At 38.2% G+C, this 26180-nt stretch carries 30 protein-coding genes; 14 read left to right on the plus strand and 16 right to left on the minus strand.

Annotated elements, in window-relative coordinates:
* Positions 1-3 precede the first annotated feature (3 nt).
* From I6F42_RS05245 to I6F42_RS05255, 3 genes are all read left to right on the plus strand, one after another.
* Entirely contained in the window at positions 4-840 is an 837-nt protein-coding gene (locus I6F42_RS05245; RefSeq protein ID WP_101163607.1) for a ScpA family protein, read from the plus strand.
* A 356-nt stretch (positions 841-1196) separates the two neighbouring features.
* Complete coding sequence (locus I6F42_RS05250) at positions 1197-1748, plus strand: cytochrome b (protein ID WP_002961572.1); 552 nt, start codon at positions 1197-1199, stop codon at positions 1746-1748.
* Between the two features lies 1 nt (position 1749).
* A complete protein-coding gene (locus I6F42_RS05255) occupies positions 1750-2331 on the plus strand; it encodes a YceI family protein (RefSeq protein WP_197151293.1) in 582 nt (193 codons plus the stop codon).
* An 84-nt stretch (positions 2332-2415) separates the two neighbouring features.
* On the opposite strand, the gene I6F42_RS05260 is transcribed toward I6F42_RS05255, so the two are convergent.
* Together I6F42_RS05260 and I6F42_RS05265 are read right to left on the minus strand one after the other, a co-directional pair.
* On the minus strand, positions 2416-3258 hold the full coding sequence (locus I6F42_RS05260; RefSeq protein ID WP_010554219.1) for a transporter substrate-binding domain-containing protein: 843 nt from the start codon (positions 3256-3258) through the stop codon (positions 2416-2418).
* A 139-nt stretch (positions 3259-3397) separates the two neighbouring features.
* Positions 3398-3541: a hypothetical protein gene (locus I6F42_RS05265; RefSeq protein WP_167381322.1), complete on the minus strand. Its 144-nt coding sequence runs from the start codon at positions 3539-3541 to the stop codon at positions 3398-3400.
* A gap of 394 nt (positions 3542-3935) precedes the next feature.
* Here I6F42_RS05265 and I6F42_RS05270 point away from each other — a divergent pair, with 394 nt between their 5' ends.
* Entirely contained in the window at positions 3936-4487 is a 552-nt protein-coding gene (locus I6F42_RS05270) for a hypothetical protein (RefSeq protein WP_024590421.1), read from the plus strand.
* On the opposite strand, the gene I6F42_RS05275 is transcribed toward I6F42_RS05270, so the two are convergent.
* Positions 4484-5287: a hypothetical protein gene (locus tag I6F42_RS05275; RefSeq protein WP_007582515.1), complete on the minus strand. Its 804-nt coding sequence runs from the start codon at positions 5285-5287 to the stop codon at positions 4484-4486. The genes I6F42_RS05270 and I6F42_RS05275 overlap by 4 nt on opposite strands.
* A gap of 187 nt (positions 5288-5474) precedes the next feature.
* Between I6F42_RS05275 and icd the strand changes: the two genes are divergently transcribed.
* Positions 5475-6743: an NADP-dependent isocitrate dehydrogenase gene (gene icd / locus I6F42_RS05280; RefSeq protein WP_165721494.1), complete on the plus strand. Its 1269-nt coding sequence runs from the start codon at positions 5475-5477 to the stop codon at positions 6741-6743.
* 12 nt (positions 6744-6755) lie between these two features.
* Here the strand turns inward: icd and I6F42_RS05285 are convergent, their stop codons facing one another.
* The 6 genes from I6F42_RS05285 to I6F42_RS05310 all read right to left on the minus strand — a co-directional run bounded on the left by I6F42_RS05285 (position 6756) and on the right by I6F42_RS05310 (position 10416).
* A complete protein-coding gene (locus I6F42_RS05285; protein WP_010554222.1) occupies positions 6756-7187 on the minus strand; it encodes a hypothetical protein in 432 nt (143 codons plus the stop codon).
* A gap of 436 nt (positions 7188-7623) precedes the next feature.
* Complete coding sequence (locus I6F42_RS05290; protein WP_197151294.1) at positions 7624-7830, minus strand: hypothetical protein; 207 nt, start codon at positions 7828-7830, stop codon at positions 7624-7626.
* A 29-nt stretch (positions 7831-7859) separates the two neighbouring features.
* The gene (locus I6F42_RS05295) at positions 7860-8309 is read right to left on the minus strand and encodes an N-acetyltransferase (RefSeq protein WP_197151299.1); all 450 of its coding nucleotides are present in this window, start codon (positions 8307-8309) and stop codon (positions 7860-7862) included.
* Positions 8293-8742 carry a hypothetical protein gene (locus tag I6F42_RS05300; RefSeq protein WP_101216730.1) on the minus strand — a complete coding sequence of 150 codons (450 nt, stop codon included), beginning with the start codon at positions 8740-8742 and terminating at the stop codon, positions 8293-8295. Before I6F42_RS05300 ends, I6F42_RS05295 begins: the two co-directional genes overlap by 17 nt.
* Positions 8743-8829: 87 nt before the next feature.
* Positions 8830-9162, minus strand: coding sequence for a hypothetical protein (locus tag I6F42_RS05305; RefSeq protein WP_133120254.1), 333 nt, complete (start codon positions 9160-9162; stop codon positions 8830-8832).
* A 306-nt stretch (positions 9163-9468) separates the two neighbouring features.
* On the minus strand, positions 9469-10416 hold the full coding sequence (locus I6F42_RS05310) for a LysR family transcriptional regulator (RefSeq protein ID WP_101216732.1): 948 nt from the start codon (positions 10414-10416) through the stop codon (positions 9469-9471).
* 381 nt (positions 10417-10797) lie between these two features.
* Here I6F42_RS05310 and aceK point away from each other — a divergent pair, with 381 nt between their 5' ends.
* From aceK to I6F42_RS05325, 3 genes are all read left to right on the plus strand, one after another.
* Positions 10798-12570, plus strand: a complete 1773-nt coding sequence (gene aceK / locus I6F42_RS05315) for a bifunctional isocitrate dehydrogenase kinase/phosphatase (RefSeq protein WP_197151301.1) — start codon at positions 10798-10800, stop codon at positions 12568-12570.
* 64 nt (positions 12571-12634) lie between these two features.
* Positions 12635-13597, plus strand: coding sequence for a zinc-binding dehydrogenase (locus tag I6F42_RS05320; RefSeq protein WP_197151302.1), 963 nt, complete (start codon positions 12635-12637; stop codon positions 13595-13597).
* Positions 13598-13659: 62 nt separating this feature from the next.
* On the plus strand, positions 13660-13911 hold the full coding sequence (locus tag I6F42_RS05325; protein WP_007582532.1) for a DUF2999 family protein: 252 nt from the start codon (positions 13660-13662) through the stop codon (positions 13909-13911).
* A gap of 81 nt (positions 13912-13992) precedes the next feature.
* On the opposite strand, the gene I6F42_RS05330 is transcribed toward I6F42_RS05325, so the two are convergent.
* Positions 13993-14493, minus strand: a complete 501-nt coding sequence (locus I6F42_RS05330; protein WP_007582534.1) for a fasciclin domain-containing protein — start codon at positions 14491-14493, stop codon at positions 13993-13995.
* A gap of 183 nt (positions 14494-14676) precedes the next feature.
* Here I6F42_RS05330 and lepB point away from each other — a divergent pair, with 183 nt between their 5' ends.
* Positions 14677-15327: a signal peptidase I gene (gene lepB, locus I6F42_RS05335; RefSeq protein WP_007582535.1), complete on the plus strand. Its 651-nt coding sequence runs from the start codon at positions 14677-14679 to the stop codon at positions 15325-15327.
* Positions 15328-15408: 81 nt separating this feature from the next.
* On the opposite strand, the gene I6F42_RS05340 is transcribed toward lepB, so the two are convergent.
* Together I6F42_RS05340 and metG are read right to left on the minus strand one after the other, a co-directional pair.
* A complete protein-coding gene (locus I6F42_RS05340) occupies positions 15409-16056 on the minus strand; it encodes a bifunctional 4-hydroxy-2-oxoglutarate aldolase/2-dehydro-3-deoxy-phosphogluconate aldolase (protein ID WP_024593389.1) in 648 nt (215 codons plus the stop codon).
* A gap of 116 nt (positions 16057-16172) precedes the next feature.
* Entirely contained in the window at positions 16173-18194 is a 2022-nt protein-coding gene (metG, locus tag I6F42_RS05345; RefSeq protein WP_007582537.1) for a methionine--tRNA ligase, read from the minus strand.
* 187 nt (positions 18195-18381) lie between these two features.
* Between metG and apbC the strand changes: the two genes are divergently transcribed.
* Positions 18382-19458: an iron-sulfur cluster carrier protein ApbC gene (apbC, locus tag I6F42_RS05350; protein WP_010554232.1), complete on the plus strand. Its 1077-nt coding sequence runs from the start codon at positions 18382-18384 to the stop codon at positions 19456-19458.
* Positions 19459-19464: 6 nt separating this feature from the next.
* Positions 19465-20049, plus strand: a complete 585-nt coding sequence (gene dcd / locus I6F42_RS05355; protein ID WP_007582539.1) for a dCTP deaminase — start codon at positions 19465-19467, stop codon at positions 20047-20049.
* Between the two features lie 230 nt (positions 20050-20279).
* Here dcd and I6F42_RS05360 read toward each other — a convergent pair whose 3' ends face one another.
* Complete coding sequence (locus tag I6F42_RS05360; protein ID WP_197151303.1) at positions 20280-21203, minus strand: GlxA family transcriptional regulator; 924 nt, start codon at positions 21201-21203, stop codon at positions 20280-20282.
* A gap of 99 nt (positions 21204-21302) precedes the next feature.
* On the opposite strand from I6F42_RS05360, the gene I6F42_RS05365 reads away from it, so the two are divergent.
* Positions 21303-21866, plus strand: coding sequence for a cysteine hydrolase family protein (locus tag I6F42_RS05365; protein ID WP_010554235.1), 564 nt, complete (start codon positions 21303-21305; stop codon positions 21864-21866).
* 48 nt (positions 21867-21914) lie between these two features.
* On the opposite strand, the gene I6F42_RS05370 is transcribed toward I6F42_RS05365, so the two are convergent.
* Positions 21915-22697, minus strand: coding sequence for a CLCA_X family protein (locus tag I6F42_RS05370; RefSeq protein ID WP_197151553.1), 783 nt, complete (start codon positions 22695-22697; stop codon positions 21915-21917).
* Positions 22698-22721: 24 nt separating this feature from the next.
* Positions 22722-23318 (minus strand): tRNA-uridine aminocarboxypropyltransferase, encoded by a 597-nt coding sequence (locus I6F42_RS05375; RefSeq protein WP_024590433.1) that lies wholly within the window; start codon positions 23316-23318, stop codon positions 22722-22724.
* A gap of 137 nt (positions 23319-23455) precedes the next feature.
* Here I6F42_RS05375 and I6F42_RS05380 point away from each other — a divergent pair, with 137 nt between their 5' ends.
* Positions 23456-23800, plus strand: coding sequence for an Hpt domain-containing protein (locus I6F42_RS05380; protein WP_007582543.1), 345 nt, complete (start codon positions 23456-23458; stop codon positions 23798-23800).
* Between the two features lie 105 nt (positions 23801-23905).
* Positions 23906-25123: a pyridoxal phosphate-dependent aminotransferase gene (locus I6F42_RS05385; protein ID WP_197151304.1), complete on the plus strand. Its 1218-nt coding sequence runs from the start codon at positions 23906-23908 to the stop codon at positions 25121-25123.
* A gap of 430 nt (positions 25124-25553) precedes the next feature.
* Here the strand turns inward: I6F42_RS05385 and I6F42_RS05390 are convergent, their stop codons facing one another.
* Positions 25554-26021: a glycine zipper 2TM domain-containing protein gene (locus I6F42_RS05390; RefSeq protein WP_008134100.1), complete on the minus strand. Its 468-nt coding sequence runs from the start codon at positions 26019-26021 to the stop codon at positions 25554-25556.
* Between the last annotated feature and the right edge of the window lie 159 nt (positions 26022-26180).

A 26180-nucleotide genomic window follows, 5' to 3' on the forward strand; every position in this document is an offset into this window, starting at 1 on the left:
CGAGTGAGCGAAAGCACTGCGAATACAAAAAATAGTGAAAAGCCAGTGCAGCAAAAGCTGCCACTGGCTTTTTTGCATGGTAAAGCGGTTGTAGACAAACCAGAAGATTTATACATTCCACCTGACGCGCTCGAAATAATATTAGAAACCTTTGAAGGCCCGCTCGATTTACTGCTCTATTTAATTAAAAAGCATAAGCTTGATGTACTCGAACTTTCTATTTTTAGTATTACAGAGCAGTACGTAAGTTATGTAGAAATGATGACCGAGTTTCAACTCGAACTTGCCGGCGAATATTTAGTAATGGCTGCGTTACTTGCGCAAATTAAGTCGCGCTTATTATTACCTGTACACGAAGAGCTTGAAGAGGAAGAAGATCCTCGCGCTGAGCTTATTAAACGCCTGCAAGAGTATGAGCTGTTTAAACAAGCCGCCGAAAACCTCGACGATATTCCTCGTGTTGGTCGTGATATTTTTATAGCGCATGCCGCTATGCCAATAAGTGAAGATACAAGTCAAAACCTCCCCGATATTGAACTTAAAGACTTAATGCTGGCGTTGAGTGATGTAATGGCGCGAGCAAAAACCTTTGAGCATCATCAAATTACTGCCGAAGTACTCTCAACCCGAGAGAGAATGAGCCAAATATTACAGCAACTATCGCAAGCAAACTCGGCATTGGTATTTAATGCGCTTTTTACCCCAAATGAAGGGCGAAGTGGTGTAGTGGTTAGTTTTATAGCTATGCTTGAGCTCATTAAAGAAGGGCTTGTTACCTGTTTGCAAGTAAGCCCTGAGAGCTTAATTTATGTCAGCTTAAGCGAACAATCCACCCTATAAAACTATTTGTTTAATCATCTCATACCAACCTGCATGAATATTTGAGCAATTTAACGAATTAAATTGCACTATTACGTCGTTAAAAATTTTTTATTTACGACTGCATGGATGCAGGAGGTAGAGCAATGCAGGGAGCAATTGCCGAGAACAACTAGATACAAAAATTTTTGCCTCGTTCTAGCGTAATTTTCTTAACGTTAAATAGACCCCATATACAAGCAGATTGGTGTTTTTTGCAAAACTGACTTTAAATAATAAAGTTCTGTGCGTATACGCACGTAAAGTGTTTGTAAATGTTATTTTCATTTACGGCTGTGCACTATATTGTAACGTCATAGCATTATAGGAACTTACACATGTTTAAAAATACACCTTCATCTTACGGACTTGTCGCCATTATTTTACATTGGCTCATGGCGCTGACTATTTTTGGCCTGTTTGGTTTAGGTTTATATATGGTTGAGCTTACTTATTACGATAGCTGGTATAAAGGTTCACTCGATTTACATAAGAGTATTGGTATTACGCTTGTGGCCGTATTTTTATTTAGAATTTTATGGCGTGCTTTATCTACACAACCTAAACCATTAGGTGAGAGTAAAGGCATGAACCAATTAGCGCATACGGCGCATATTGCTATGTATATTATTTTGGCTGTTATTGTTGTTGCAGGGTATTTAATATCAACCGCAGACGGGCGTCCAATAGAAGTATTTACTTTATTTAATGTATCAGCGCTTGATTTTGCCTTTGATGACCAAGCCGATATTGCAGGAAAAGTACATTATTACGGCGCGTGCACATTAATCGGGTTTGCAGTATTGCATGCACTAGGAGCGTTAAAACATCACTTTATCGATAAAGATAAAACCTTAATTAGAATGATCAAACCATTAAAGGATGATTAAAATGAAAAAATTATTAGTAAGCGCAGCCGTTTCGGCTGCAATGATGTTATCGGCAACAGCCGCCAATGCAGCTGATTATGTAATTGATACAAAAGGCGGGCATGCATCTGTTAACTTTAAAATTAAACACTTAGGTTACAGCTGGTTATATGGTCGTTTTAATACTTTTGACGGCACATTTAGTTACGATGCTAAAAACCCTGATGCGTCAAAAATTATGGTAAACATTGATACCACAAGTCTTGACTCTAACCATGCAGAGCGCGATAAGCATTTACATGGTAAAGATTTTTTAAATGTAGATAAATACCCAAAAGCGACATTTAAAAGCACGAGTATTAAATTTGATGAAGACGGCGAAGAGGCTGATGTAACCGGTGAGTTTACGCTGCACGGCGTAACTAACACTATTACCTTTGAAATAGATAAAGTGGGCGAAGGTAAAGATCCGTGGGGCGGCTACCGCGTAGGTTTTGAGGGCGAAACCAGCCTTAAACTTACCGACTACGGTATTGATTATAACTTAGGACCTGCATCTACTCATGTTGATATTATTTTATCAATAGAAGGCGTTCGTCAGTAATACCATTATTAAATATAAAAACGCCACTTACTGTGGCGTTTTTTTTGCTTAACAGAAACTCAAATTAAGCGACTTCGAATTTGCTTATTTTGCGCTATTAATACGTGACTGTAATAGCGGCCTTAAATGCTCGGGCAACCAGCGCATGAGTAAATCATTATAAGCCTGCGTTTTTTTAATAACTTTAAGCTGCTCATTAAGAATAGCAATGTCTTCTGCGCCTTGCTCGTTTTTAGTACAGCCAATAAAACCATAACTTAGCGCGGGTGATTCGGTTAATGGACGCTGCGTTAAGTTTTCTTCAAAGTGCATTGATTTAGCTAAATAGTAATGCTCGCTTGGGTAACCCAGCAAAATATCAATTCGTTTTAGGTTAAGCATATATGTGAGGCTCGCTAGGCTATCGCGAGTGGGTCTAATTACTAAATCTATATTAGGCGTACTGTTTATCAATGTATCTATCTCTTGGCCATAAGAGCGGCTCATAGAGATCCCAAGAGTTAGTTTTTTATCTTGTATTAAATCTAATAGTGATACTTCTTTTGATTCCGCTATATTTAGCGCTTTGGCGAGTCTTTTGTGCATTGCTATTGAAGGCGAGAGGCCCGTTGTTGAGCTCTCCTCTGTAAAATAAATATGCTCTTTTCTGTAATCATTTTTATAAAGCGATAACGCACAAACATTATTTGAAGTATTAGATAGCTCTTGGATTACTTTACCTGAAGGGATAAGCATGCGGTTAAAGGTAATATTAGGAAGTTGTTTTTCAAGTAATGAAATTATGCTTTCGTCACGGCCTTGGTGTTGATATTGACCATTTAAAATATAATAGGGTGCAAAGTCGTGCGCTAGCCAGTTTATGGTTCTAGCATTGCCTATTGAGGTCAGACAGAAAAAAAGTAAGAAAGTTAAAAATATACGGAGCATTACAACAGCTGCCAGTAATTATTATTGTAAAACTATTGTAACCAATAAAGAGCTAAAAAGTAAAATGCCAGCAACGAGGCTGGCATAATATCTTATCAATAATTGCAATAATAAAAGGGCAATTAAAGTTATGTGTTGCTTAGTTAGCTTTTAGCCACTTAACAAACTGGCGTGCATCACTCGCTTTTTGAAACAATGCATTTTTTAAACCTTGTGTATCACTAAAGATTACACGATGTTTGTTTACTGAAATTGATTGCACTGGATGTGCGATTTGGATCATAGACCCATTATATTTATAAGACATAATAAAACTCACTTTATTCTTGTTATTTATTCTGCGCTATATTTTTATAGCAAATTGCAGTTAATAAATTAACGATGTTGTGTTTAGCTTCATTACAGTGTTGACGATCTTTATGACACTTTTGCGATGATAGTAAAAAATCATCTCGGTATTATTCAAGGGGTTCTCGCCGTACAATAACTTAGCTTTCAAATATACGTTTTGCGGGGCTTACTGGATCAGGGTAAATGGTTAACCGCGGCGGTTTCTTTAAACCAGAGAGGGAAGGTAACTTATATATAAATTGTGTGCAAGCTATTTTTGTAAAAATATTTATAATAAATCTTATCAACTGCTTACAAAGCCCATTTTTAGTTACCAAAGGATAAGTATGAATTACCTAATAGTGAGTGATATTTATGGTTTAACCCCTGCTTTAAGGAGGTTATCACAGGCAATTAGTTCAAATTTGGTGATTGTTGACCCTTACAATAACAAGTTTCAAGCTATTGAAAGTGAACAAGATAGTTACAACAATTTTATACAGCAGTGTGGCCATGATAAATACACCGACAAACTTCAAAAATGCTTTGAGAGTTTAAAATTGCCAACGACGTGTATTGCTTTCAGTGCAGGGGCAAGTGCAGCATGGCGGGCACAGTTATTAACAGGCAATACACACCTTAAAAAGTTAATTGGCTTTTATCCGTCGCAAATTAGACATAATTTAAATTTAAGCGCAAAAGTACCCTGTGAGTTCATATTTCCAGCAAGTGAGAGTCACTTTAATGTTGATGAAGTTATTAAAGCTTTAAGCACCAAAGCGAATGTTAAGTGCTATAAAACCAATTTTTTGCATGGTTTTATGAACGAGTACTCAACCAATTTTAACGCGCAAGGGCTTGTTGAATATAGTAACTATATAAAACAGAGCAGCCGTTAAAGCGTGTTTAGCTGCTCTTTACTAATATCAGGAAAATCGGTGCGGGTATTATATTTTGCATACAGCGTTGTAAAAACGCTACTACCGGATAGCTTATCTAACTCTTTTATAAAGGTTTTAGCACTAGAGCGAGCGGGTCTACAGCATACTTGATACTGTTTTATTATACCCGCGACAGATAAACCTTGTTTTTGTAGCTTCAAATCGGCCTGTGCAAAAAAAGCCGCACCCGTCCAATAAACACGTTGCTGGGCTCGTTGTTTCCACATATCGGCAGAGAGCTTATTAAGTGGCTGTGTTTTAGTTTTAGTTTGCAGGCGGGCACGATCAAATCCTGCATTTAAACGTTGTACAAATTGCGGCTGGGTAATTATACCGCTGTCACGCATTATTACGTTTTGCATATAACTGGCAAAACCCTCGCTAAGCCAAAAACCGGAGTAGGGAAGTAGCGGCAAATATAAATGTGAAAGTTCATGGTATAGCGTCCAATCTTTAGTGAATGCATTTAAACTGGCATAGCGATCTATATGAAGTTCAAGCCCATCGGGGTTATTGCGCTTAACTGTAGCCCAAGGTACAGGCTCAAAAGCAAAGTATTGCGGTTTTAAATAAATAGGCAATGTGGTTTGTTTTAAAGGTCCCAGTGTATTTTGTGTTTTTTCAACACTTTGATTAACCCATATAGACACCGTATTTTGAGCATTACTTGAGAGCGAGCTAAGGTTATGTATGACTACTTCAACGGCTAATGCGTTAAAAGAGCTGATTAATAGTAGCAGTACAAAAAAGAATTTCATTAAAATGCTCCACTGTAATTTAATAATTGGTACGAAAATTCTAATACACAAGACCAACTAAATGGATAAATAATCACGTCTAATTCTTTATTTTTTAAAATGATAGTAACTATAAAAGCACAAATACAGACACTCCTAGCTAAGCATGGTTTAATCAATTAATCGTTATTTTAAGTTAGGTTTAGCCATGACGTATCAGCATATTCACGTTCCTGAGCACGGCCAAAATATCACTATTGATGCACAAGGACACTGGCAAATACCGTTAGAACCTATCATTGCTTTTATTGATGGCGATGGAGTGGGTCTAGATGTTATGCCGGTAATGCGCCACGTTGTTGATAGTGCAATTGAGCATTGTTATAAAAGCGCACGGAAAATTCATTGGATGCAGGTTTATAATGGCGAGCAGGCCGCAAAGCTGTATGACGGTGACTGGTTTCCACAAGAAACAATTAACGCGGTACGTGCCTGTAAAATTGCCATAAAAGGGCCGCTAACCACACCACTGGGTGGTGGCTTTAGATCGCTTAATGTTGCACTCAGGCAAGAAATGGATTTGTTTGTAAATATGCGCACTATAAAAGGCTTTAGTGCACTCCCTTCTCCTTTAAAAAACCCTTTTTTAACAAACATAACAGTGCTTCGTGATAGTAGCGAAGACGTGTACTCAGGTATTGAGTGGCAAGCAGGCAGTGTAGAGAGCGAAAAAATGCTCGATTTTTTATGTGAGGAAATGGGCGTAACCCGCCTAAGGTTTTCACAAGAGTGTGGAATTGGTATTAAAAATATATCTAAAGAAGGCTCTGAGCGATTAATGCGCTTTGCAATTAACTATGCACTTAAAAACGATAGTGAATCATTAACGCTAGTACACAAAGGTAATGTACTTAAATTTACCGATGGTGCATTTAAGCGTTGGGGGTTTGCACTTGCACAAAACGAGTTTAATGCCACCGCACATGAAAATGGGCGTTGGTTGCAAATAGAGCGAGCACACCAAGCGCCCTTAATTATTAAAGAAGTTATAGCTGACAACATGCTGCAACAATGTTTAATGCATCCAGAGCAATTTGATGTAGTGGTGACGACTAACCAAAATGGTGACTTTTTAGCTGATATGCTCAGTGCACAAGTTGGTGGTGTTGGTATAATGCCTGCTGCAAATTTAAATAACGATGTCGCATTTTTTGAGCCTACACACGGCACGTTTGAACGTATAGCAGGGCAAAACAAAGCAAACCCAAGTAGCAGTATTTTAAGTGCGGTATTAATGCTTAAATTTATGGGATGGGACGAGGCCGCATTACTCATAGAAAATGCGTTAGAGCAAACATTTAAAAGCGGTGAAGTAACCTTTGATTTAGCGCAAGAGCAGAGCGATAACTCAAGTATTCATAACTCGACAACCTTAACTTGTACTGGCTTTGCAAAGAAGGTTATCGAGCACTTTTAAATACATTCATTATTAAGCTGCTGAGGCAGTTTTTACTCTGTGCATACAAGGGCGGTTGGTTAACTGCGCTGCACGATGGTAAATCTCATGTGCTTGGGGTTCATCGCACTGTGTACCACTAAGCGTATCCATTAACGCAACAACAATAATTGCAGGAACCTGGCAGCAATATTCGTCTAAAACGGCTTCCGTAGTTTGTGCATCAACATGGCAAAGTGGATGATTTTTAAGTTGGTATGCATTTAATAATGTATCAACTTCTAACACATCATCTGGTTGATGCTTTGTTTTACGGCATTTACAACCAAACTCATCAACTAAAGTAGCTAACGCTTGGTAAGTTTCAGTGGTGTTAGCTTTAGTGCATAACTGCTCTTCAATGAACTGATGCAAGTTAGCATCAATGAATAATCCGTCTTGGCGTGTGAAAGAAGCTGTTGTCATAATAATTACTCTTAGTTTGTTGGCTTAACTTCACTCTAGCGCTAAGTGTAATATTAATAAAATTGTTGTTTTCAATAACTGATATTGATTTTATCAATAGTAAGATTTAATGGTTAATAGAACGCAGAAAACAATCTTAAATAATACTAATTAATTTGGTGCAATGCGGTGAAAGTGTGCACAAAACTGGAACAAAGGGAGGAGTTGAGGAATAAAGAAGGAATCTTAGTTAATTGTTTTTATTGAATTTTAATTATTTTATGAAGTTGGTACTAAGCTTGCAAATAATACGCTGTAGGTAGATTCCTATATCGACGATTTCCAAAAGCGCCACGGTATTTTCCCAAAGTTGAATACCGTGGCGCTTTTTTATTTTTCGCGTGTATTTTATTTATCCGTCACAATAGCAATAGCAATAGCAATAACAATAGTAATGTTAAATTTTAATAAAGTAGGGAATAGCTACTAAAATACCGCCTATAATCAACAGCATGCTAACACTGGTCATAAAGTACGGAAAAACCAATAATGACAAACCAATACAAAGTGGTACTACGGCTTTTTTTCTTCGCCCGTAAGTAAGGTAGCCAATACCAATGCCACCAAACAAAACACTCCACGCAATTATTGATGCACTATCCATTTATAAATTACCTATTTTGAAATACTGATTTAAATTACGACCGACATAGCCAGTTTTTCAATACCATGTGAAGGAGTCCATCTTTTGAATTCCACGAAACCATGCTTTTTATATAAATTTATTGCAGGAGTATTAGCAACTGCAGTCTCAACTCTTGCATGAGATAAATCATCCATTGCTAAAACATAATTTATTAGCTTACTTGCGATACCTTTTTTAAAATAGCTAGGATCAACGGTTAAACTACAAATATCTAAACACTCGTTGTTTGTATCTACTTCAATAACGGCTGCTAAACATTCTTTTTCACTGTAGCCATAAAAGGTAGTTTCTGACTTTTTTATACCTTTAATATTACGCGCTAAAGGAGGGAAGTTATGCGCGCCGATCAGTTTAGCCTCAATAGCATAGGATTTTTGAAAGACAGCAAAAATTTTATTTGCAGTATCGTTATTCTTATTATTAAGTTTGTTTATCATTGTCTTCTTTTTTAGAAAATAAAGCATGAATACCATATGCCGTAATAAAACCTCCGGCACTAATTGTGAAAAAAAGAAATAAATAAAACTTTTTCGGGTTATTTTCTAAAGATGCCACTGCCGGCTCATTGTATCTCTTATAAATGACACCACTTTCGTAATTAAAATAGCTGCGCAAAAGAATAAACAAACCTAAAACAATACACAGGAGCGCTTTACTTGTTTTCTTAGTGTTCTTTTTAGCTATTACTATTTGTTGCGCAGCTTTTGGCTCGTTACGATTTGGTTTAGCTAATTCATCTTTAAGGCGTTTGTAGTTCTCTGGATATTTATGTGAGTCAATACTTTCAATTGCTTCGTTTAATTCACTAAGTGAATAAGCAGAGTAATCAATATTTATAATAATCTTCCTTAAAAGGCTCTTAAATAACACTTACACAGCAAGGTTTTTAAGTTGTTGTTATTTAATGATATTTTTATAATCCGATTAAGTTTATTTTAATGTAGCAAAGACTTGAGGTTAGTCACTTTTACTTTCATATTTAAACTCGAATGAAACTATTGCAGCCAATATACCTCCAGTCGCTAATATAGCAGCGCTAAATAACATCTCCCATAATAATTTTTTCAACAGTAGAGTCTGATGAATATTTGTAAATATTACGCTCCAAGTTTGTTCAAAGTTGTATAAATTAACAACTTCATGAACATCATATAAAAAAGTACCTAACCCATTCAAAAAGTATGCAAGAGCTATATAAACAAAAAATCGTGCAGTAAATAAGAGGGTTTTTAAATTATCAGTTTCAACTTTAGAGAAAGGAAGAAAGCTAATTTTGGTGACCTTGCTCATTATAAGTGAACACTTCAAATATAGGTATTGGTACATAAAATTCCATTTTTTAATATGTCTTAGGTTATTGATAACGAGTATCTAAAGTTATTGACTTTATATCACTAATTAAGAATAACGCAGTACCTATTTTGATTCAATTCTTCAGCGAACACTGTATTTGAGTTCTAGCTTTTTCATTAGATAGTTTTTAACTCAATGTATTTAAAATGCTAACCAAGCTATTAGCTCAAAATAAGATGATTCAGTACATAGCACAGGCACTCGCATTAGGCTCTTGAGTACTAATCAAAGGTTTGCTCTTAATTACCTATCTGCAATCGTTTTAGCAAACGCTAATAATTCACGCCTTAACCATTGGTGTGCAGGCGCGTGGTGTAGTAGCGGGCTCCATATCATTTTTACCTCAATAGGCACTATTTGAAATGGTACAGGGCTGATTACTAAATCAGTATGAGAGGTTAACAATTTAGCCTGCCTGCGCGGTAGGGTGGCAATAAGTTGCTCTGATTGGCAAAGCAGGCTTGCGACCATGTAGTGGCGAGTAAAAACACGTATTTTACGGGTTTGTTCTAGTTGCCAAAGGGCTTCGTCTACCCAGCCTAATTTTTGCTTACCTGATTTATTAGTAACAGCGGCCTCTGGTCCCCAGCCTGCACGGTTTACCCAAATATGTTCTTTTTGTAAGTAGTCGTCTAACCCTGAATGTTGTAAAAATGTATTTTTAGGATGCGTTAAACAACAGTAGTTATCGCGCCAAACACTGGCCTGATGAAACGAGCGAGGGAGACCGTTAAAGCGGTTTATAGCTAAATCAATAGTGCCTTTTTCCATATCTTGTAGGTTTACGTCGCTTGGGCTCAATACATCAAAATTAATACCGGGGTTTTTACTAAGCTGCGCCGTTATAAAAGGGGCTATTAAGGTCGACTCTATATAGTCGTTTGCCATTATTCTAAACGTAACTTCAGCGGTTGTAGGGTTAAACTGCTCACTAGGCTGCGTAATAGCTTCAGCCATTTTTAATAGGGCCTCAACTTCAGGCTTTAATGCAAGTGCCTTTGCCGTTGGCGTCATAGAGCCTGCGGCACGCACAAGTAGCGGGTCGTCAAATAAATCGCGCAAACGTTTTAGCGCATTACTCATAGCCGGTTGCGTAAGAGCAAGTTTATTTGCAGCTTTTGACACACTTTTTTCATCTATTAACACATTTAAATAAACGAGAAGGTTAAGATCGACATTTCTTATATTCATATGGGCGTGTTGGCCTTTCAGGGTTGAAATTTGTTCAATCTAGGGGCGATTTAATCGCGGCGCGAGGTTTGCCACCTAGTGGGCTAAGTAAAAATCGAGCAACAAAGAGTTAATCGTCCCTAGAAAGAACCCTATGGGCAGTGTGTATTTGGCCTTTATGCAGCGTTAAAGTACATTTATGGGGAGTCACCACACTACATGTACTTTGCCTTGCTTAAAAACCAAATACACGGCTGCAAAATTAACCTCGAAAGGTCAATACGCCCAATAAATTCTATTTATATGCTTTATTAATTATCTAAATTAAAGCCTGCTTGCTAAGGTGTAAACCATTAATAAAAAATAACCGCCATAACTGGCAACAATATAAGTGCTGTATTTATGCAAAATAAGCTAACAAATCAATCTAATAATGCGCTACAACACGTTGTAGCCAGTAAGCTTGCACGATCTGTTTTTGCTGGATTTGAGGCGATGTTTTCGCAATTTTTAAATATTACACTGGGTGCACAAAGCCGTTTTGAACAACGACAGTATCACAGTGTACAAAGTGCTATGCGTGAACGTTTACAGGTGTATGAGCGCGAAGTTAAAAACGTGAATGAAGCCGTCAGAGTTATTGCTTATGCTGAACTTACTTGCCCGCAAACGTGGCAGTTAGCTAAAAATATTTACGGCGATATGGTAGAAAATCACGAAAATAAACCTATTGCGCATACCTTTTTTAACTCAACGTTTGGCGCAATTTGGGACGATAAAAAAATTCGTACTGTGCATTTGTTTGTATTAAAAGCAAAGTATCGTAGTGAGCCGCGCTCTTATGAAAGCTTAGTGAGCAGGGTATCGCTACATAATGGGTTTAATAACGCCGTTAAAACGCTTATCACTAATCAAGTATTTAGAGTGCCGTTTAGTCATTTAGAACGCGATGTAGCCACATTACAAAGTACGTTAATGCAAGGCGCTAAGCAGCAATGCAAACAGGTGTACGAACTTATAAATTTAAACGATGGGTATATTGAATACGCCAACTCATTATTTTTTAGAAACAAAGCCTGTTATTTAATTGGGCGCTGCATTGCTAAAAATGGCGACAATATGCCTTTTGCTATCGCTATTTTAAATACCGATGAGGGATTAAAGCTTGATGCTGTAATGATGGGCGCCGATCAATTAAGTTTATTATTTGGTTTTGCACGCACCTATTTTATGGTTGATACCGATAAGCCCGCTCGTTATGTAGATTACTTAAGTGTGTTAATGCCACATAAACAACGCTTTGAGTTATTTAACGCCATTGGTTTTATAAAGCACGCCAAAACTGAGTTTTATCGGCACAAGGTTGATACGACTAAAAATAGCCCAGCCAACTTCAAGTATGTTACAGCACCAGGGACGCCGGGTATGGTAATGCTGGTATTTACTATTGAAGGGCTAGATTACGTTTATAAAGTAATTAAAGACAAATTTAGTGCGCCAAAAACAGCCACCAAAGCACAAGTGAAAGAAAAGTATAACTTTGTAAAACAAGCCGATAGGGTTGGTCGTTTGGTAGACACACACGAATTTAGATATTTAGCGTTTGATTTAAGCCGTTTTAGCGACGAGCTGCTTGAGCAGATGAAAAGCCAAATTGGTAGCAGCATGGTTATATCTGGCAAGGCACTTATTTTAAAGCACGTTTATGTTGAGCGTAAAATGACCCCGCTTAATTTATATATTACCCAATGCGATAACAAAACCTTAGAGAGAGTTATGCATGATTACGGTAAAGCAATTAAAGAATTAGCCGGTGCTAATATATTTCCGGGCGACATGCTAATGAAAAACTTTGGCGTAACGCGATGGGGGCGAGTTGTGTTTTACGACTTTGACGAAATTTGCCCACTAACCGATTGCAACTTTAGAGAGGTGCCACAAACCCAAAATGCACTTGAAGAGCTAAGTAGTAACTCGTATTTTGATATAGCTGAAAACGATATATTTCCAAGCCAATTTAAGGTGTTTTTTAGCGCCAACGAGATTGCGTTTAATTATTTTAATAATGAGCACAGTAACTTGTTTTTAGCGACGTTTTGGCAAGGTTGTCAGCAACAAGTACACAATGGTTATCTACCCGATGTTTATCCTTACAAACAAAGTTGGCGCTTTTGAGGTTGTTTGAATCTGTGTTCATCCCCATCTATAAGTTATTACAGTTTTTAAACTTGGAGCAACAATGAAATATATTTCTCATGAAGATGGTAATCTTGCATTTAGTGAAACCGAAAAACCGGTTTTAAAGAGCCATGAAGTACTTGTTAAAGTTGCAGCAATAGGTGTAAACCGTGCAGACAGTATGCAGCGCCAAGGTAAATACCCGGCCCCTGCCGGAGATAGCCCTATTTTAGGTTTAGAATGTGCCGGTGTTGTTAGCGATATTGGTGGTAAAGTTGATAGAGTTTGGCTTAATAAACGTGTTTTTGCTTTGTGTTCTGGTGGCGCTTACAGTGAATACGTAGCCGTTGATGCAAAGCAGCTTATGGAATTACCCGATGATGTAACAATGGCTGAAGGCGCTGCAATAAGCGAAGTGTATTTAACAGCATTTGGCGCGTTATTTGAGCTTGGTAAATTGCAAAAAGGGCAAACAGCGCTTATTCATGCAGGTGCTAGTGGTGTGGGCGGTGCAGCAATTCAAATGGCTAAAAGCGCAGGTGCTACCGTAGTTATTACTGCCGGTACGGATGACAAATGCCAACACGCAAAAGAACTCGGTGCCGATCATGCAATTAACTACAAAACTACCGACTTTGTAGAATATATGAAAGCAAATGAGTTAACAGCAAATGCAATTGTAGATCCTGTTTCGGGGAGTTACTTAAATAAAAATGCCGCTATTGCAGCGATGGATTGCCAAATTGTAATGCTTGCATTTTTAGATGGACGTTTTGCAGAAGTTGATTTTGCCGCGCTTTTAAAAAAGCGTATTTCGTTTCATGCCTCAACACTTAGAAATCGTAGTATTGAGTTTAAACGCCAGGTGCGCGACGACTTTGTAGCGCGTTTTTACAATGATGTTGCCATTAAAAAGTACGACTTTAACCTGTACAAAACATTGCCTTGGAGCGACGCAAACGAAGCTCATGCTATTTTAGAGCGTAATGAAAATGCTGGTAAAGTTGTTTTACTTGTAGAGTAACTCTTTAATTTTAGGGTTTAGCCCATATACTAAGCCCTATAAAAAACACTTAAGGTTTAATAATGAATCCAATACTAGCAATACTTAAAGAGCACAATGTAAGCGACGAAAAAGTAAAAGCATTGTTTGAAGCGTTTACTCAAAACCCAATGATGGCAATGGCGCTTGTTCAAGAGCTTGGTATTCCGCCAGAAAAACTACAGCAACTAATGGCAGTCGTAATGACTCAACCGCACCTTATTAAAGAAGCGACTGACGAACTTGGTTTAGATTTTGAAAAAGTAAAAGAAGCGAAAGAAAAACTAAATCAATAATTTTTTATGTGATAAAACATAAAACAATAAAAAAGCATAAGTATTTACTTATGCTTTTTTATTTGGCTTATTCTTTTATGACTACTCTTTTGGAAGTAGTACTGTGTCGATAACATGAATTACGCCGTTGCTTGCTTTTACATCAGCTTTTACAACTTTAGCGTCATTTATCATTACGCCCATGCTGTCGGCTTTAACCATAACTGATTGGCCTTGTAGTGTTTTCGCACTATCTACCTTCATTACATCGGCTGCCATCACTTTTCCAGACACTACGTGATAAGTTAATACCGCCGTTAGCTTGTCTTTGTTTTCAGGCTTGAGTAGCATTTCAACAGTGCCTTCAGGTAATTTAGAAAATGCAGCATCTGTTGGTGCAAAAATAGTAAACGGTCCTTTACCTTGCAGTGTTTCAACTAAACCTGCGGCTTTAACAGCAGCAACAAGAGTAGTGAACGAACCATTTTCAACGGCTACTTCAACAACGTCTTTTTTCATACCATGATGATCAGCATAAGCCATTGTAGTAAATCCAAGGCTTGCAGTTGTAAACAATAATGCAGTAGTAATTTTCTTAAACATTTTATTTTCCTTTAAGTTAATACCCGTTGGTTTCGTTAAATGTTACGACGCTCTAAATTTAATCGATCAATTAAAATTAGTAGTCAACATGTTTTGTTACATCATTGATTGAACTGCAGCTAATTAGCAAAGTCATATAAATAGTTACTCAATTAAAGACTTGTTCAATTGAAGGGAATAGGCATGAAATTAGTTTATAAGTTTTGGAAAAATAACCGCTCTCTTATCGTATTTATTGCACTGATGAGCGTATTTAGAAGCGCTGTTGCCGATTGGTACGAAGTGCCAACAGGCTCAATGAAACCGACCATTCAAGAAGGTGACAGAATACTTACCGATAAAATGGCCTACGATATTCGCGTCCCATTTACGCACATAAAATTACTTAAATTAGCGGATCCACAAGCTGGTGATATTATTGTTTTTGACTCACAAGCTGCCGATAACCGTTTAATTAAACGTGTAATTGGTGTGCCAGGAGACACCGTTGCGCTTGAAAATAATGAGCTCATTATTAATGGTAAAAAACTTAATTATGCAGATCAGCGAAGCAACATAGACTCGCTTGATAAAATTGAAGATTTAAACGGATTAGAGCATTCGATAAGAGTGGCAAATATTCCTTCACGTTTATCGGGGTTTGATGCAATTACAATTCCTGATGATTATTACTTAGCAATGGGCGATAACCGCGACAATAGCGCTGACTCGCGTGTAATAGGTTTAATTCCGCGTAACGAGTTATTAGGAAAAGCAGAGCGCGTTATAGTGTCACTTGATTACGATAATTATTACCTACCAAGAAAAGATCGCGTATTGAAAAAGCTGAATTAATTAGTAGTAATTAATTTTGTATAGCGCCCAATCAAATTTTATGAGCACACATTTGGCTATTTTATAAATAAAATAAACTGCCTATTTAGGCAGTTTACTTATATAGTTTTTTACAAGCTTGGTAAGGTGGCTACGCTCTTGTTCGGTATTTAATACCTTACAAAAATCGCCACTTACTGCCGCGCCACAAGCACCTGCTTCAAACCATTGTGATAAATTATCTAAATTCACACCACCAACAGGTATTAATTGTGCTTCTGAAAATGGACCTGTTAATGCTTTAAAGTAACCAACGCCCATACTGCCCGCAGGAAATACCTTAATAATATCTGCCTTATATTCAATTGCATTTGCTACATCGGTAGGTGTTAGCGCGCCCATTAATACTGGTAACCCGTGCTGGTGGGCAAGTTCGACAACCGATTTGTTGGTATTTGGCGTTACAATAAACTGCGCGCCTGCATCAATTGCTTGCTGAGCAAGGGTGGTGTTGATTATTGTGCCTGCACCAATAAGTGCGTTTTTATGAGCTGCACGAGCTTTTGCTATTTCTTGCTCAAAGCCCGGTGTATTTGACGTGATCTCGAGTGCGTTTATGCCCGCATTAACTAAACAATCAATTAATGGTGCTACATCACCTTGTTGCTTTAAGCGCAGTATGGCGACTAATTTGTGTTGTTTTATTTGGCTACTTACTTTTATTCTGTTGGCATCTAAAATTTGGGTCATAATTACAATTCACTTTATTTAATACAGAGGCATTAGTATTGAATATACGACTAAACATTGCTTTTGCCCATAAAAAAACCGCTGATGTATCAGCGGTTTTTATTGTATGAGTAATATTACATTACGCGCATACCAGGCTCTGAGCCGTCATCTGGGTTAAGAATATAAATTTCTTTTCCGCCAGGACCTGCTGCTAATACCATGCCCTCAGACATACCAAAGCGCATTTTACGAGGCTTAAGGTTAGCGACCATAACGGTTAACTTACCTTCGAGATCCTCTGGTGCGTAAGCTGATTTAATACCTGCAAACACTTGGCGAGTTTCGCCGCCTAAATCAAGTGTTAGCTTAAGTAGTTTATCAGCGCCTTCTACGTGCTCTGCTTTAGCAATTTTAGCTACGCGTAAGTCTACTTTTGCAAAGTCATCAAATTCTATTTCGTCGCTAATCGGCTCTTTTGCAAGTGGGCTGTTAGGGTCAATAGTTACTTTTGGCGCTAAGCTTTCTTTAGATTCTTCAACCATTTTATTTACTTTATCCATTTCAACACGCTGCATTAACGGTTTAAATTTATTGATAGGGTGGCTTACGAGAGCATTTTGAACGCCGTCCCATGCAAGGTCGTCATTTAAAAATGCTTGTACGTTGTCGGCCATTTCTGGTAGCACAGGTTTTAAGTAAGTAATTAAAACGCGGAACAAGTTAAGACCAAGAGAACACACTTCGTGTGCTTCTTGTTGCTTAGTTTCGTCTTTAATTAATACCCAAGGTGCTGCGCCATCAATAAATTGGTTTGCTTTGTCGGCAAGCGCCATTATTTCGCGAATTGCACGGCTGTAATCGCGGTTTTCGTAGTGTGTTGTAATGCTAGGTGCAGCCGCTTGAAACTCTGCTAACAGCTCTGGTTGCATAATTGTGCTGCTTAGCTTGCCATCAAACTTTTTAGTAATAAAGCCAGCACAACGGCTCGCTATGTTTACTACTTTACCTACTAGGTCTGAATTTACGCGTTGTGCAAAGTCTTCTAGGTTTAAATCAAGGTCAACAATACCGCTGCTTAATTTTGCTGCGTAGTAGTAACGTAAGTACTCTGGGTTTAAGTTATCTAAATAAGTACGCGCTTTAATAAACGTGCCCTTCGATTTAGACATTTTTTCGCCATTTACAGTAACAAAACCATGAGCGAATACGTTAGTTGGCTTTCTAAAATTAGCGCCTTCTAACATTGCTGGCCAAAATAAGCTGTGGAAATAAATGATGTCTTTACCAATAAAGTGATAAAGCTCAGCGTCTGAACCTTCAGCCCAAAACTCATCAAAGTTGATGCCTTTTTTATCACATAGGTTTTTAAAGCTCGCCATGTAACCAATAGGTGCATCTAACCAAACGTAAAAATATTTGCCCGGTGCATTTGGAATTTCAAAACCAAAGTAAGGCGCATCACGGCTAATATCCCACTGTTGCAAGCCATCGGTAAACCATTCGTCTAGCTTGTTAGCCATTTCTTGTTGAATAGTGCCCGAGTGTAACCACTCTTTTAGCATGCCTTCAAATGCTGGCAGGTCAAAAAAGTAATGTTCAGAATCTTTAAGTACAGGCTCTGCACCTGACATTACAGAACGCGGATTAATGAGTTCGGTAGGGCTGTATGTAGCACCACACGAATCACAACTGTCGCCGTTTTGGTTTTCAGACTTACACGTTGGGCAAGTACCAGTTACAAAACGATCGGGTAAGAAAATACCTTTTTCCGGATCGAATAATTGCGAAATAGTGTGCTTTTTAATATGACCGGCATCGTTTAGGCGGTTATAAATAAGTTCGCTTAATTCTTTGTTTTCTTGGCTGTGCGTGCTGTGGTAGTTATCAAATTTGATATTAAAGTCAGCGAAGTCGCGTTGGCGCTCTATGCTCACTTGTTTTACCATTTCTTCAGGCGTGATCCCTTGCTTTTGCGCATTAAGCATAATTGGCGTGCCGTGGGCATCGTCTGCGCAAACATAATAAGCTTCGTGGCCCTGTAGTTTTTGAAAACGTGACCAAATATCAGTTTGAATATATTCCAATAAATGACCTAAGTGAGTAGGGCCATTTGCATAAGGTAATGCGCTGGTAATCAGGATCTTTCGCTGCGTCATAATCATTCCGAATTGAGGATAAAACGCCGTTTTTATTATACAAACGGCAATTATCATTAATTTATCTACAAGCTATCTGCTTAGAGTGCGCACAGCTTATGGATTTTTATTAATTGACTGGTGTTAATGCCCTGAATGTTACATAATTCCGTGGCACTTTTCATCAAAGAAACGCTATTTAATTGCTATGTTTGGACTGTCGAAACTATTCTCTTCTAAATCGGTGCAAAAACAACCGATTATTACTGCCTTAGCGGCATATCGTAGTGCGGCTTTTGCCGTCGGTATTGACGAAAGCTTCATTAATACTATTACTCAAAATGACGATAAATCACTACACATTAAATTAACCCTGCCATTTGCTGGGCAATCAGAAATGCCTTTAGTTGAGCAACACGTAAGTGAAAGCTTAAATGTGCCTGTAACAATTAGCGCCAAGGTTATCATTAAAGAGGCAGCTAAGTTTAAGGCGATTAAACATATTGTGCTTATTGCCTCAGGCAAAGGCGGAGTAGGTAAGTCGACTACTGCCGTTAACTTGGCGGGCGCGCTTAAAAATGAGGGCGCAAAGGTCGGTATTTTAGACGCTGATATTTATGGCCCATCTATTCCAATGCTTTTAGGCTTGGTAGGCGCAGAGCCCGTCACTAAAGATAATAAACAGCTACAGCCTTTTGATGCAAACGGCATTAAAGCGCAGTCAATTGGCTTTTTAGTCCCAAGCGATGATGCCACCGTATGGCGTGGACCAATGGCGTCAGGCGCACTTAGCCAATTGCTTAACGAGACTGATTGGGGTGAGCTTGATTACTTAATTGTGGATATGCCACCGGGCACCGGTGATATTCAACTAACAATGAGCCAAAAAGTACCAGCGAGCGGCACTGTTATTGTCACTACGCCGCAAGACTTAGCTCTAGCCGATGCGCAAAAAGGCATTGCTATGTTTAATAAAGTAAACGTGCCAGTACTGGGCTTAATTGAAAACATGAGTTATTACATTTGCAGCCACTGCGGTGAAGCTAACCACGTATTTGGTAAAGACGGTGCACAAAAACTGGCGCACAAGCACGGCGTACCCGTACTTAGCCATATTCCGCTTGCAATAGATATACGTGAGTATTCTGAGCAAGGAAAACTTATTGCCAACGATAACGACGCGGCGATAAGCAAAACATACAGCGCAGCAGCGAGGCTTATAGCCAGCACGCTCTATTATCAACAGCATCACAATGCAATTGAAATTGTGATTACAGAAGATTAATAAATAATGAGACTTTCAGACACACATATTAATGAATACCTAAGCGATGGTCGCATTGTTATTGAGCCTGCGCCAACAAGTGACATGATTTCAGGCGTAACTGCCGATTTACGCTTGGGTAATAAATTTAGAACCTTTAATGCGCACAACGCAGCCTACGTTGATTTAAGTGGCCCAAAAGATCAGTTAAATAAAGCCATGGAATCAATCATGAGTGAAGAAATAGTGCTTGATGAAGGTGAAGCATTCTTTTTACACCCAGGTGAACTTGCACTAGCTATTACCCATGAAAAAGTAACGTTGCCAGCAGATATAGTAGGTTGGTTAGATGGACGTTCATCACTTGCACGTTTAGGTTTAATGGTGCACGTAACCGCGCACCGAATCGACCCAGGCTGGAGCGGTAATATTGTTTTAGAGTTTTACAACTCAGGTAAATTACCACTGGCGCTTCGCCCACTGATGAAAATTGGTGCTATGAGCTTTGAAATGCTCTCAGGCCCTTGTGAAAACCCATACAACATTCGTAAAGATGCAAAGTATAAAGATCAAAACAGTGCAGTAGCAAGTCGAATTAGTGACGATAAGTAACTACTAAATAAAGCTCTTTATTCGTCTATTTTATGAAGCGCATAACCCAGTAGTTCAAAATAGTGGTTAAGCGCTTCATTTGCTTTATTAAGCGGGTGCAACAAGTTTGCTAAGTATAAAGATTAAAGTTTTATACCTTTAATTCAATATTTACAATAATAGCCATTTATTTTAATAGTGAAGTGAGAATATAACGGTAATTAATGGCTCTTCCCTTTGGTATTATCTATTCAAACAAATCTTTCTTTAAACGCCGTAGGGCTTAATCCGATTATCTTAATAAATACTTTGCGAAAACTGTTTACATCGTCATAGCCAATATTCAGAGCCACTCGCTCAAAACTGTGAGTGGTCGATTCTAATAGCTCACATGCCTTTTGCACTCTTATTTTTTGAATATACTGTATTGGCTTTAATGTTGTGGCATGGGTGAATTGTCGAAGAAATGTTCGCTCGCTCATACAGGCCAAAGCAGCTAATACAGAAACATTCAGTGTTTTACTATAATTTGCTTGAATGAAATGCTGAACTAGTAATATTTGTTTATTCCCGTGATTAAGTTTTGGCGAAAAACTACCGTAATAGCGTTGTTCTCTTTTACCCGTATCAACGATAAGAAACTTTCCAAGTGTACGCATAACGTGTGGTTTTGTGAATTGAGCCACGATTTCTAGCCCTAGATCAATCCATGACATCAGCCCACCTGCGCTAATAATATCACCGTCATTAATTAGTAAACTTTTAATCTCAAGAGATACTTTGGGGAATGCCTCATGAAATTCATCAGCTAATTGCCAATGTGTTGTAGCAACACGATTATTTAATAAGCCTGTTTTGGCAAGTATAAATGCACCAGCGCAAGCAGAGCATAATATAGTCCCTTTTTGATGAGCCTCGTTGAGGTATTGCAACAACTTGGGTTGAGGCGTGAAGAAATAATCACCATCTAAGTTTGGTGGGAGAATAATAATATCATTTTGGCTCATCCCATCTAAATCTATATCGGGCTGAATGACCTTTACAGAGAACTGAACTTCAAGCTGGCTTTCTATAACTATTCTGTTTGCCAAAAAAAATAACTCTTTAAAGCCTTGTACTGCACTTTGTAGGGCGTTGGGGTAGTCGATAATTGTGATCTGAACATGCTTTGTCATTTTTAAACTGATTTATGGCTATTTCGCCATCGGTGTAATGAGTTGATGTTTTGCATAATAGTCTCAACAGATAACCTAAACAACATAAGAGAGATTATTATGTCTAACATAGCATTACTACTTATTGATTTACAAAACGATTATTACTCTACATTCGAAGGAGCTAAATGGCCTCTGTCTGGAACTGAAAAAGCCTCAGAAAATGCAGCAATACTACTAGCTCAATTTCGTGATAATGGTATGCCTGTAGTGCATGTTCGTCATGAGTTTCCTTCTGACGAGGCTCCGTTCTTTGTGCCTAACTCTGATGGTGCGAAAATCCATCCTACGGTTACTCCAATTGAAGGTGAGCCGGTCGTTTTAAAGCATCAAATAAATAGTTTTCGCGATACTGATTTACAAAGAGTACTAGAAGAGCTCAACGTTGAAAGGTTGATTATTGTTGGTGCTATGAGCCATATGTGTATTGATGCTGTTACTCGTGCTGCAGTAGATTTTGGCTATGAATGTCATGTAGCACATGATGCTTGTGCTACATTAGATCTTGAATTTAATGGGGTGGTAGTATCTGCACATAATGTTCATCATGCATTTATGGCTGCATTGAGCTTTGGTTATTGTAATGTTCAGAGCACAAACAAATTACTAGATTTAGTTCGCTAACCATTAGTACAGGTAATGGTTTAGCTAAGCATCACTTTATGAGCTGATTTAATCCATTTTATGAAGCGCATAACCCAGTAGTTCAAAGTACTGGTTAAGCGCTTCATTTGCTTTATTAATATGCTCAGCGTTTGGGTATATTAAATTACTACTTTGTAAGCCCCCCACTAAAAAGTTATTTTTTATATTTGAATGTTGCTCAATACAGGCTTCAAAACAACGTGCGGCAAGCTCCTCTGGCATACTCATATAATTCATATTGTGAGCTTTATCGTGTTCTATGCATGTTTGTACAAAGTTATTAGCATCAACGCCGTGCTCATCTAAAAATACATGTTTATAAAAACTGTTCAAAGCATTATTAAGTGGGTGCGATAAATTAGGCGTGTTTGAAAGCCATAATTTTGAGGCAAAACCAAATTGTGGTTTTGCTGCAAATAAATGCTCGCTTATATGATGGTCAAACGCATGAAACCATTCGTGAGCAAGTGCACCACCGCCTGCATTTTTTGCAAGGGCAAGCGTTTGAGAAGCTGCATTATAATGCGCTTGTACACCTTTTTGACCGCCATGCCCAAATGCAAAATTAAGTTTGCCACGAAGACCAATAGCTTTGGGCGGTAAATGCAGTATTTGTGCAAGGTCGGCCAGTGCATCGTAAATTAAATTAGCGCTAATGTAGCGCTCTTCTTTAGTTACCCATTTACCGACGACCATTGATCTAAAGCCAAAGGTATCTCTTATATCGCTAAAGTCGACTTGGTCGTCAAAGCGATAGTCGGGGCCTTGGCGAGTAAAGCCACGTTTTAGCCTGTTGGGGTAGTTACGCATTGCAAGTTTCATATAGTAACGAATTTAATCTAAGTAACGTGCTTTTACGTGCTCGGGCATGTGTTGGGTTTGTTTTTGTATTAATTCATCAAGCACATTATAAAGTGGTGCAGGATTTAGCTGCTCTATTAAAAATAAACTATGCGCTACAGCTTCAAGTGTGGATAGGCTGTCAGCCCTAGGGGCTTTACGAATAGCATAACGATTTTTAGGTAACTGTTTAAAACTGACCGTTTTGAATTGATTTAGCAATGTGGTGAGCTGCAAAATTTTGTAGGCTTTTTTCCATGTACCATCAACCACGATTAAATGGGTGATGTTTTTTATATTAGATTGCTCAGCGCTATCGTCTAAATTAATAGCGTTTTCGTTAGGGTAGAGCAAAACAGTTGAGCTTACGGGCAGTGATTTAAGAATAGAAAAGTCGTCATTATTTTCGCCTTTGACTATTTGGCAATCAGTTAGACACAAATTGAGTAGTTTAGCGGTATTTTTTGCTATTTTTTCTTCGCTTGGGTGCTGTAGAATAATAACCTTAACTTTGTTGTTTATATTTGTAATTGCGCTGCAAATACAGGTGTTAAGTGCAAAGTTACAATGATTACAAAGTGTGCGTGCCATTTAATAAACTTTTTGTTGCCAGTATGATCCCCACAATTATACATTTATAAGGTAATTAAGTTGGTTTTTTTTACGCATCAATATAAAGTAGTACTATTAAACTGTAATTTACATGGATTGTTTTAAGGGCTTAAAATATGACAGAAATAAATATTGATACATCAGCATTAGAGAGTATGGAATCGTTATTGGGTGAGCAGTTTGCTGATACACTTGATTTTTGCTGCTCGGAGTTTGAGCGTTTAGGCTCTGAAGTTTTAGCAACCATTGGAAAAGACAGAGAAGCGGCGATTCGTCATTCTCATAGCCTAAAATCTAACGCTGCGCAGTTTGGTGCTTCAAGCCTTGCTGAAGTATCTCGCGTTATTGAACAAAATTTAAACCTAGATAACTTAGCTGAAGCCATCGACGCATCTAATAGCTTAATGGCCCAAGTAACAGGCTCTCAAGCTAAGCTAAATGAATGGTTAGCATCTCGTTAATTATTGAAACTGAAACGTGAATTTATTTCAGTATTAAGTAATCAAATACACTGGCATTTTGCGCCTTTACTAGGTTAGTCTAAAGACTCACTAGTCGAGGTAAAAATGTCTGATATTAAAAAGAGTCACAAACTAGAAGGTGTATGTTATGACATTCGTGGGCCGGTTTTAGCGCAAGCTAAAAAAATGGAAGACGAAGGTCAAAAAGTATTAAAATTGAATATAGGTAATCCGGCTGCTTTTGGTTTTGATATGCCAGAAGATATGCACCGCGATATTATCCGCAACTTATATTCAGCCCAAGGTTACTGTGACTCTAAAGGCCTCTATTCAGCCCGCGTGGCTATTTATCAACACTACCAACAACGTGGATTACATAATTTAGATGTAGATAACATTTATATTGGTAATGGCGTAAGCGAACTTATTCAGATGATCACCCAAGCGCTATTAAATAATGGTGACGAAGTGCTTATTCCTGCTCCAGATTATCCACTTTGGACTGCTTCGGTCACGTTATCGGGTGGTAATCCGGTACATTATTTATGTGATGAAGAGCAAGATTGGTTTCCGGACATTGCCGATATAAAAAGTAAAATCACGTCTAAAACTAAAGCTCTGGTATTAATTAATCCTAATAATCCTACTGGTGCGGTTTACAGTGATGATTTGTTAATGCAATTAATTGATATAGCGCGTGAACATAAACTGCTGTTATTGAGCGATGAAATTTACGAAAAGATTTTATACGATGGTATAACGCATACTTCAATCGGCTCACTTTGCGACGATGTGCCTATTATTACTTTTAATGGTTTAGCTAAAACCTACCGTGCAGCGGGGCTGAGAATGGGGTGGATGGTTCTAAGCGGTCGTACCTCGGTAATGGATGATTTACGCAAAGGCCTAGAAATACTTTCATCTATGCGTTTGTGCGCAAATGTACCTGCACAGTATGCGATTCAACAGGCTTTGGGCGGCGTGCAATCAATTGATAGTCTAATAAACCCGGGTGGTCGCTTGTATGAGCAGCGTGATATTGCATGGCGCGGATTAAATGATATTGAAGGCATTAGTTGTAAAAAACCTAAAGGCGCACTCTATGCGTTTGCCAAAGTAGATACAGCACTTTTTAACGTCAAAGATGATGAAAAGATGATGTACGATTTGCTAAAAGCCGAAAAAATATTACTTGTACATGGCAGGGCGTTTAATTGGCCAGATCCTGATCATTTTAGGTTGGTCTTTTTACCAAGCAAAGATGATTTATTGGATGCGATGTTAAAAATGAAGCGCTTTTTTAAAGACTATCGCCAAGTATAGTTATTAAAAAAATAATAAAAAAAACGAGCCAAATTTGGCTCGTTTTTTACTTTAGTCATGAATATATTAACAGGGCGTGTTGATCTTTGTGGATTGAAATTTGTTCAATCTAGGGGCGATTAAATCACGACGCGAGGTTTGTAACCTAGTGGGCTCGGTAACTGCTCCTGCGTTACTCTACTGGCTTACATCCATGTAAGAATAAGTAAAAACCGAGCAAAGCTTCCGCGTCCTGCTCACGCCCCTTACCTACATCCATGTAGGCAACAAAGAGTTAATTGCCGCTAGGCAGAACCCTTCGGGCAGCGCATGTTTGGCATTTATGCTGCGTTATCGCCTATTTATAGGGAACAACCACAGTTCATAGGCTCTGCCTTGTCTAAATACCAAACATTCTGCTGCAAATTCAACCACCAAAGTTCAGCACGCCCTAGTACGCTTTATCTACACGCACTGTGTTGTCGTTCAAGTACACTAATCTTACGTTATCGCCTTTGCTAAAACGCATTGATTGGTCCTGATCTTGAACAACCATAAACTGGTCGCCATTTTCAACTTGTATTAATAACTCTACAAAGTGATTTTGCTGATAATGACTTTGCTGCTGCCTATTATGTGCAACACTGCCGCCAATTACCGAACCTAATATTGTTGCTACTGTGCGGCCGCTACCACCACCAAACTGGTTGCCTACTACGCCACCGAGTAATGCACCGCCGAAGGTTTTCCAGCCGTTGTTTTTGTCTTGAATGATTTCTTGTTCGGTAATATTGCGTACCGATTTTACGTCACCAAATAAAACTTGCTGCACAGGGACTGCTTTATTGCGCTCGTATTTAGCAAACGTAGGCGCGCTTATTGTAAGTAAAGCGCACATAATTACAGTAATTGCTTTCATAACTTGCTCCTTTTATACCAACCTGCATAAATCTTTGATCAATTTAACGAATTAAATTGCGCTATAACGTCGTTAAAAATTTTTTATTTAGAAAAACTAAATACAAAAATTTTTGCCTAGTACTAGCGTAATTTTCTTAACGTTAAATAGACCCCATAT

It is taken from the genome of Pseudoalteromonas sp. SWYJZ12 (genome assembly GCF_015864395.1).
Lineage (GTDB): Bacteria > Pseudomonadota > Gammaproteobacteria > Enterobacterales > Alteromonadaceae > Pseudoalteromonas > Pseudoalteromonas arctica.

Coding starts and splice junctions, on each gene's coding strand:
- icd (WP_165721494.1), top strand. CDS start 5,475: ATGACGTATCAGCATATTCACGTTCCTGAGCACGGCCAAAATATCACT.
- I6F42_RS05340 (WP_024593389.1), bottom strand. CDS start 16,056: ATGACCCAAATTTTAGATGCCAACAGAATAAAAGTAAGTAGCCAAATA.
- I6F42_RS05295 (WP_197151299.1), bottom strand. CDS start 8,309: ATGATAAACAAACTTAATAATAAGAATAACGATACTGCAAATAAAATT.
- I6F42_RS05330 (WP_007582534.1), bottom strand. CDS start 14,493: ATGTTTAAGAAAATTACTACTGCATTATTGTTTACAACTGCAAGCCTT.
- I6F42_RS05380 (WP_007582543.1), top strand. CDS start 23,456: ATGACAGAAATAAATATTGATACATCAGCATTAGAGAGTATGGAATCG.
- dcd (WP_007582539.1), top strand. CDS start 19,465: ATGAGACTTTCAGACACACATATTAATGAATACCTAAGCGATGGTCGC.
- I6F42_RS05385 (WP_197151304.1), top strand. CDS start 23,906: ATGTCTGATATTAAAAAGAGTCACAAACTAGAAGGTGTATGTTATGAC.
- I6F42_RS05370 (WP_197151553.1), bottom strand. CDS start 22,697: ATGCGTAACTACCCCAACAGGCTAAAACGTGGCTTTACTCGCCAAGGC.
- I6F42_RS05290 (WP_197151294.1), bottom strand. CDS start 7,830: ATGGATAGTGCATCAATAATTGCGTGGAGTGTTTTGTTTGGTGGCATT.
- apbC (WP_010554232.1), top strand. CDS start 18,382: ATGTTTGGACTGTCGAAACTATTCTCTTCTAAATCGGTGCAAAAACAA.
- I6F42_RS05265 (WP_167381322.1), bottom strand. CDS start 3,541: ATGATCCAAATCGCACATCCAGTGCAATCAATTTCAGTAAACAAACAT.
- I6F42_RS05375 (WP_024590433.1), bottom strand. CDS start 23,318: ATGGCACGCACACTTTGTAATCATTGTAACTTTGCACTTAACACCTGT.
- I6F42_RS05255 (WP_197151293.1), top strand. CDS start 1,750: ATGAAAAAATTATTAGTAAGCGCAGCCGTTTCGGCTGCAATGATGTTA.
- I6F42_RS05325 (WP_007582532.1), top strand. CDS start 13,660: ATGAATCCAATACTAGCAATACTTAAAGAGCACAATGTAAGCGACGAA.
- metG (WP_007582537.1), bottom strand. CDS start 18,194: ATGACGCAGCGAAAGATCCTGATTACCAGCGCATTACCTTATGCAAAT.
- I6F42_RS05360 (WP_197151303.1), bottom strand. CDS start 21,203: ATGACAAAGCATGTTCAGATCACAATTATCGACTACCCCAACGCCCTA.
- I6F42_RS05275 (WP_007582515.1), bottom strand. CDS start 5,287: ATGAAATTCTTTTTTGTACTGCTACTATTAATCAGCTCTTTTAACGCA.
- I6F42_RS05270 (WP_024590421.1), top strand. CDS start 3,936: ATGAATTACCTAATAGTGAGTGATATTTATGGTTTAACCCCTGCTTTA.
- I6F42_RS05250 (WP_002961572.1), top strand. CDS start 1,197: ATGTTTAAAAATACACCTTCATCTTACGGACTTGTCGCCATTATTTTA.
- I6F42_RS05310 (WP_101216732.1), bottom strand. CDS start 10,416: ATGAATATAAGAAATGTCGATCTTAACCTTCTCGTTTATTTAAATGTG.
- aceK (WP_197151301.1), top strand. CDS start 10,798: ATGCAAAATAAGCTAACAAATCAATCTAATAATGCGCTACAACACGTT.
- I6F42_RS05320 (WP_197151302.1), top strand. CDS start 12,635: ATGAAATATATTTCTCATGAAGATGGTAATCTTGCATTTAGTGAAACC.
- I6F42_RS05305 (WP_133120254.1), bottom strand. CDS start 9,162: ATGAGCAAGGTCACCAAAATTAGCTTTCTTCCTTTCTCTAAAGTTGAA.
- I6F42_RS05260 (WP_010554219.1), bottom strand. CDS start 3,258: ATGCTCCGTATATTTTTAACTTTCTTACTTTTTTTCTGTCTGACCTCA.
- I6F42_RS05365 (WP_010554235.1), top strand. CDS start 21,303: ATGTCTAACATAGCATTACTACTTATTGATTTACAAAACGATTATTAC.
- I6F42_RS05285 (WP_010554222.1), bottom strand. CDS start 7,187: ATGACAACAGCTTCTTTCACACGCCAAGACGGATTATTCATTGATGCT.
- lepB (WP_007582535.1), top strand. CDS start 14,677: ATGAAATTAGTTTATAAGTTTTGGAAAAATAACCGCTCTCTTATCGTA.
- I6F42_RS05390 (WP_008134100.1), bottom strand. CDS start 26,021: ATGAAAGCAATTACTGTAATTATGTGCGCTTTACTTACAATAAGCGCG.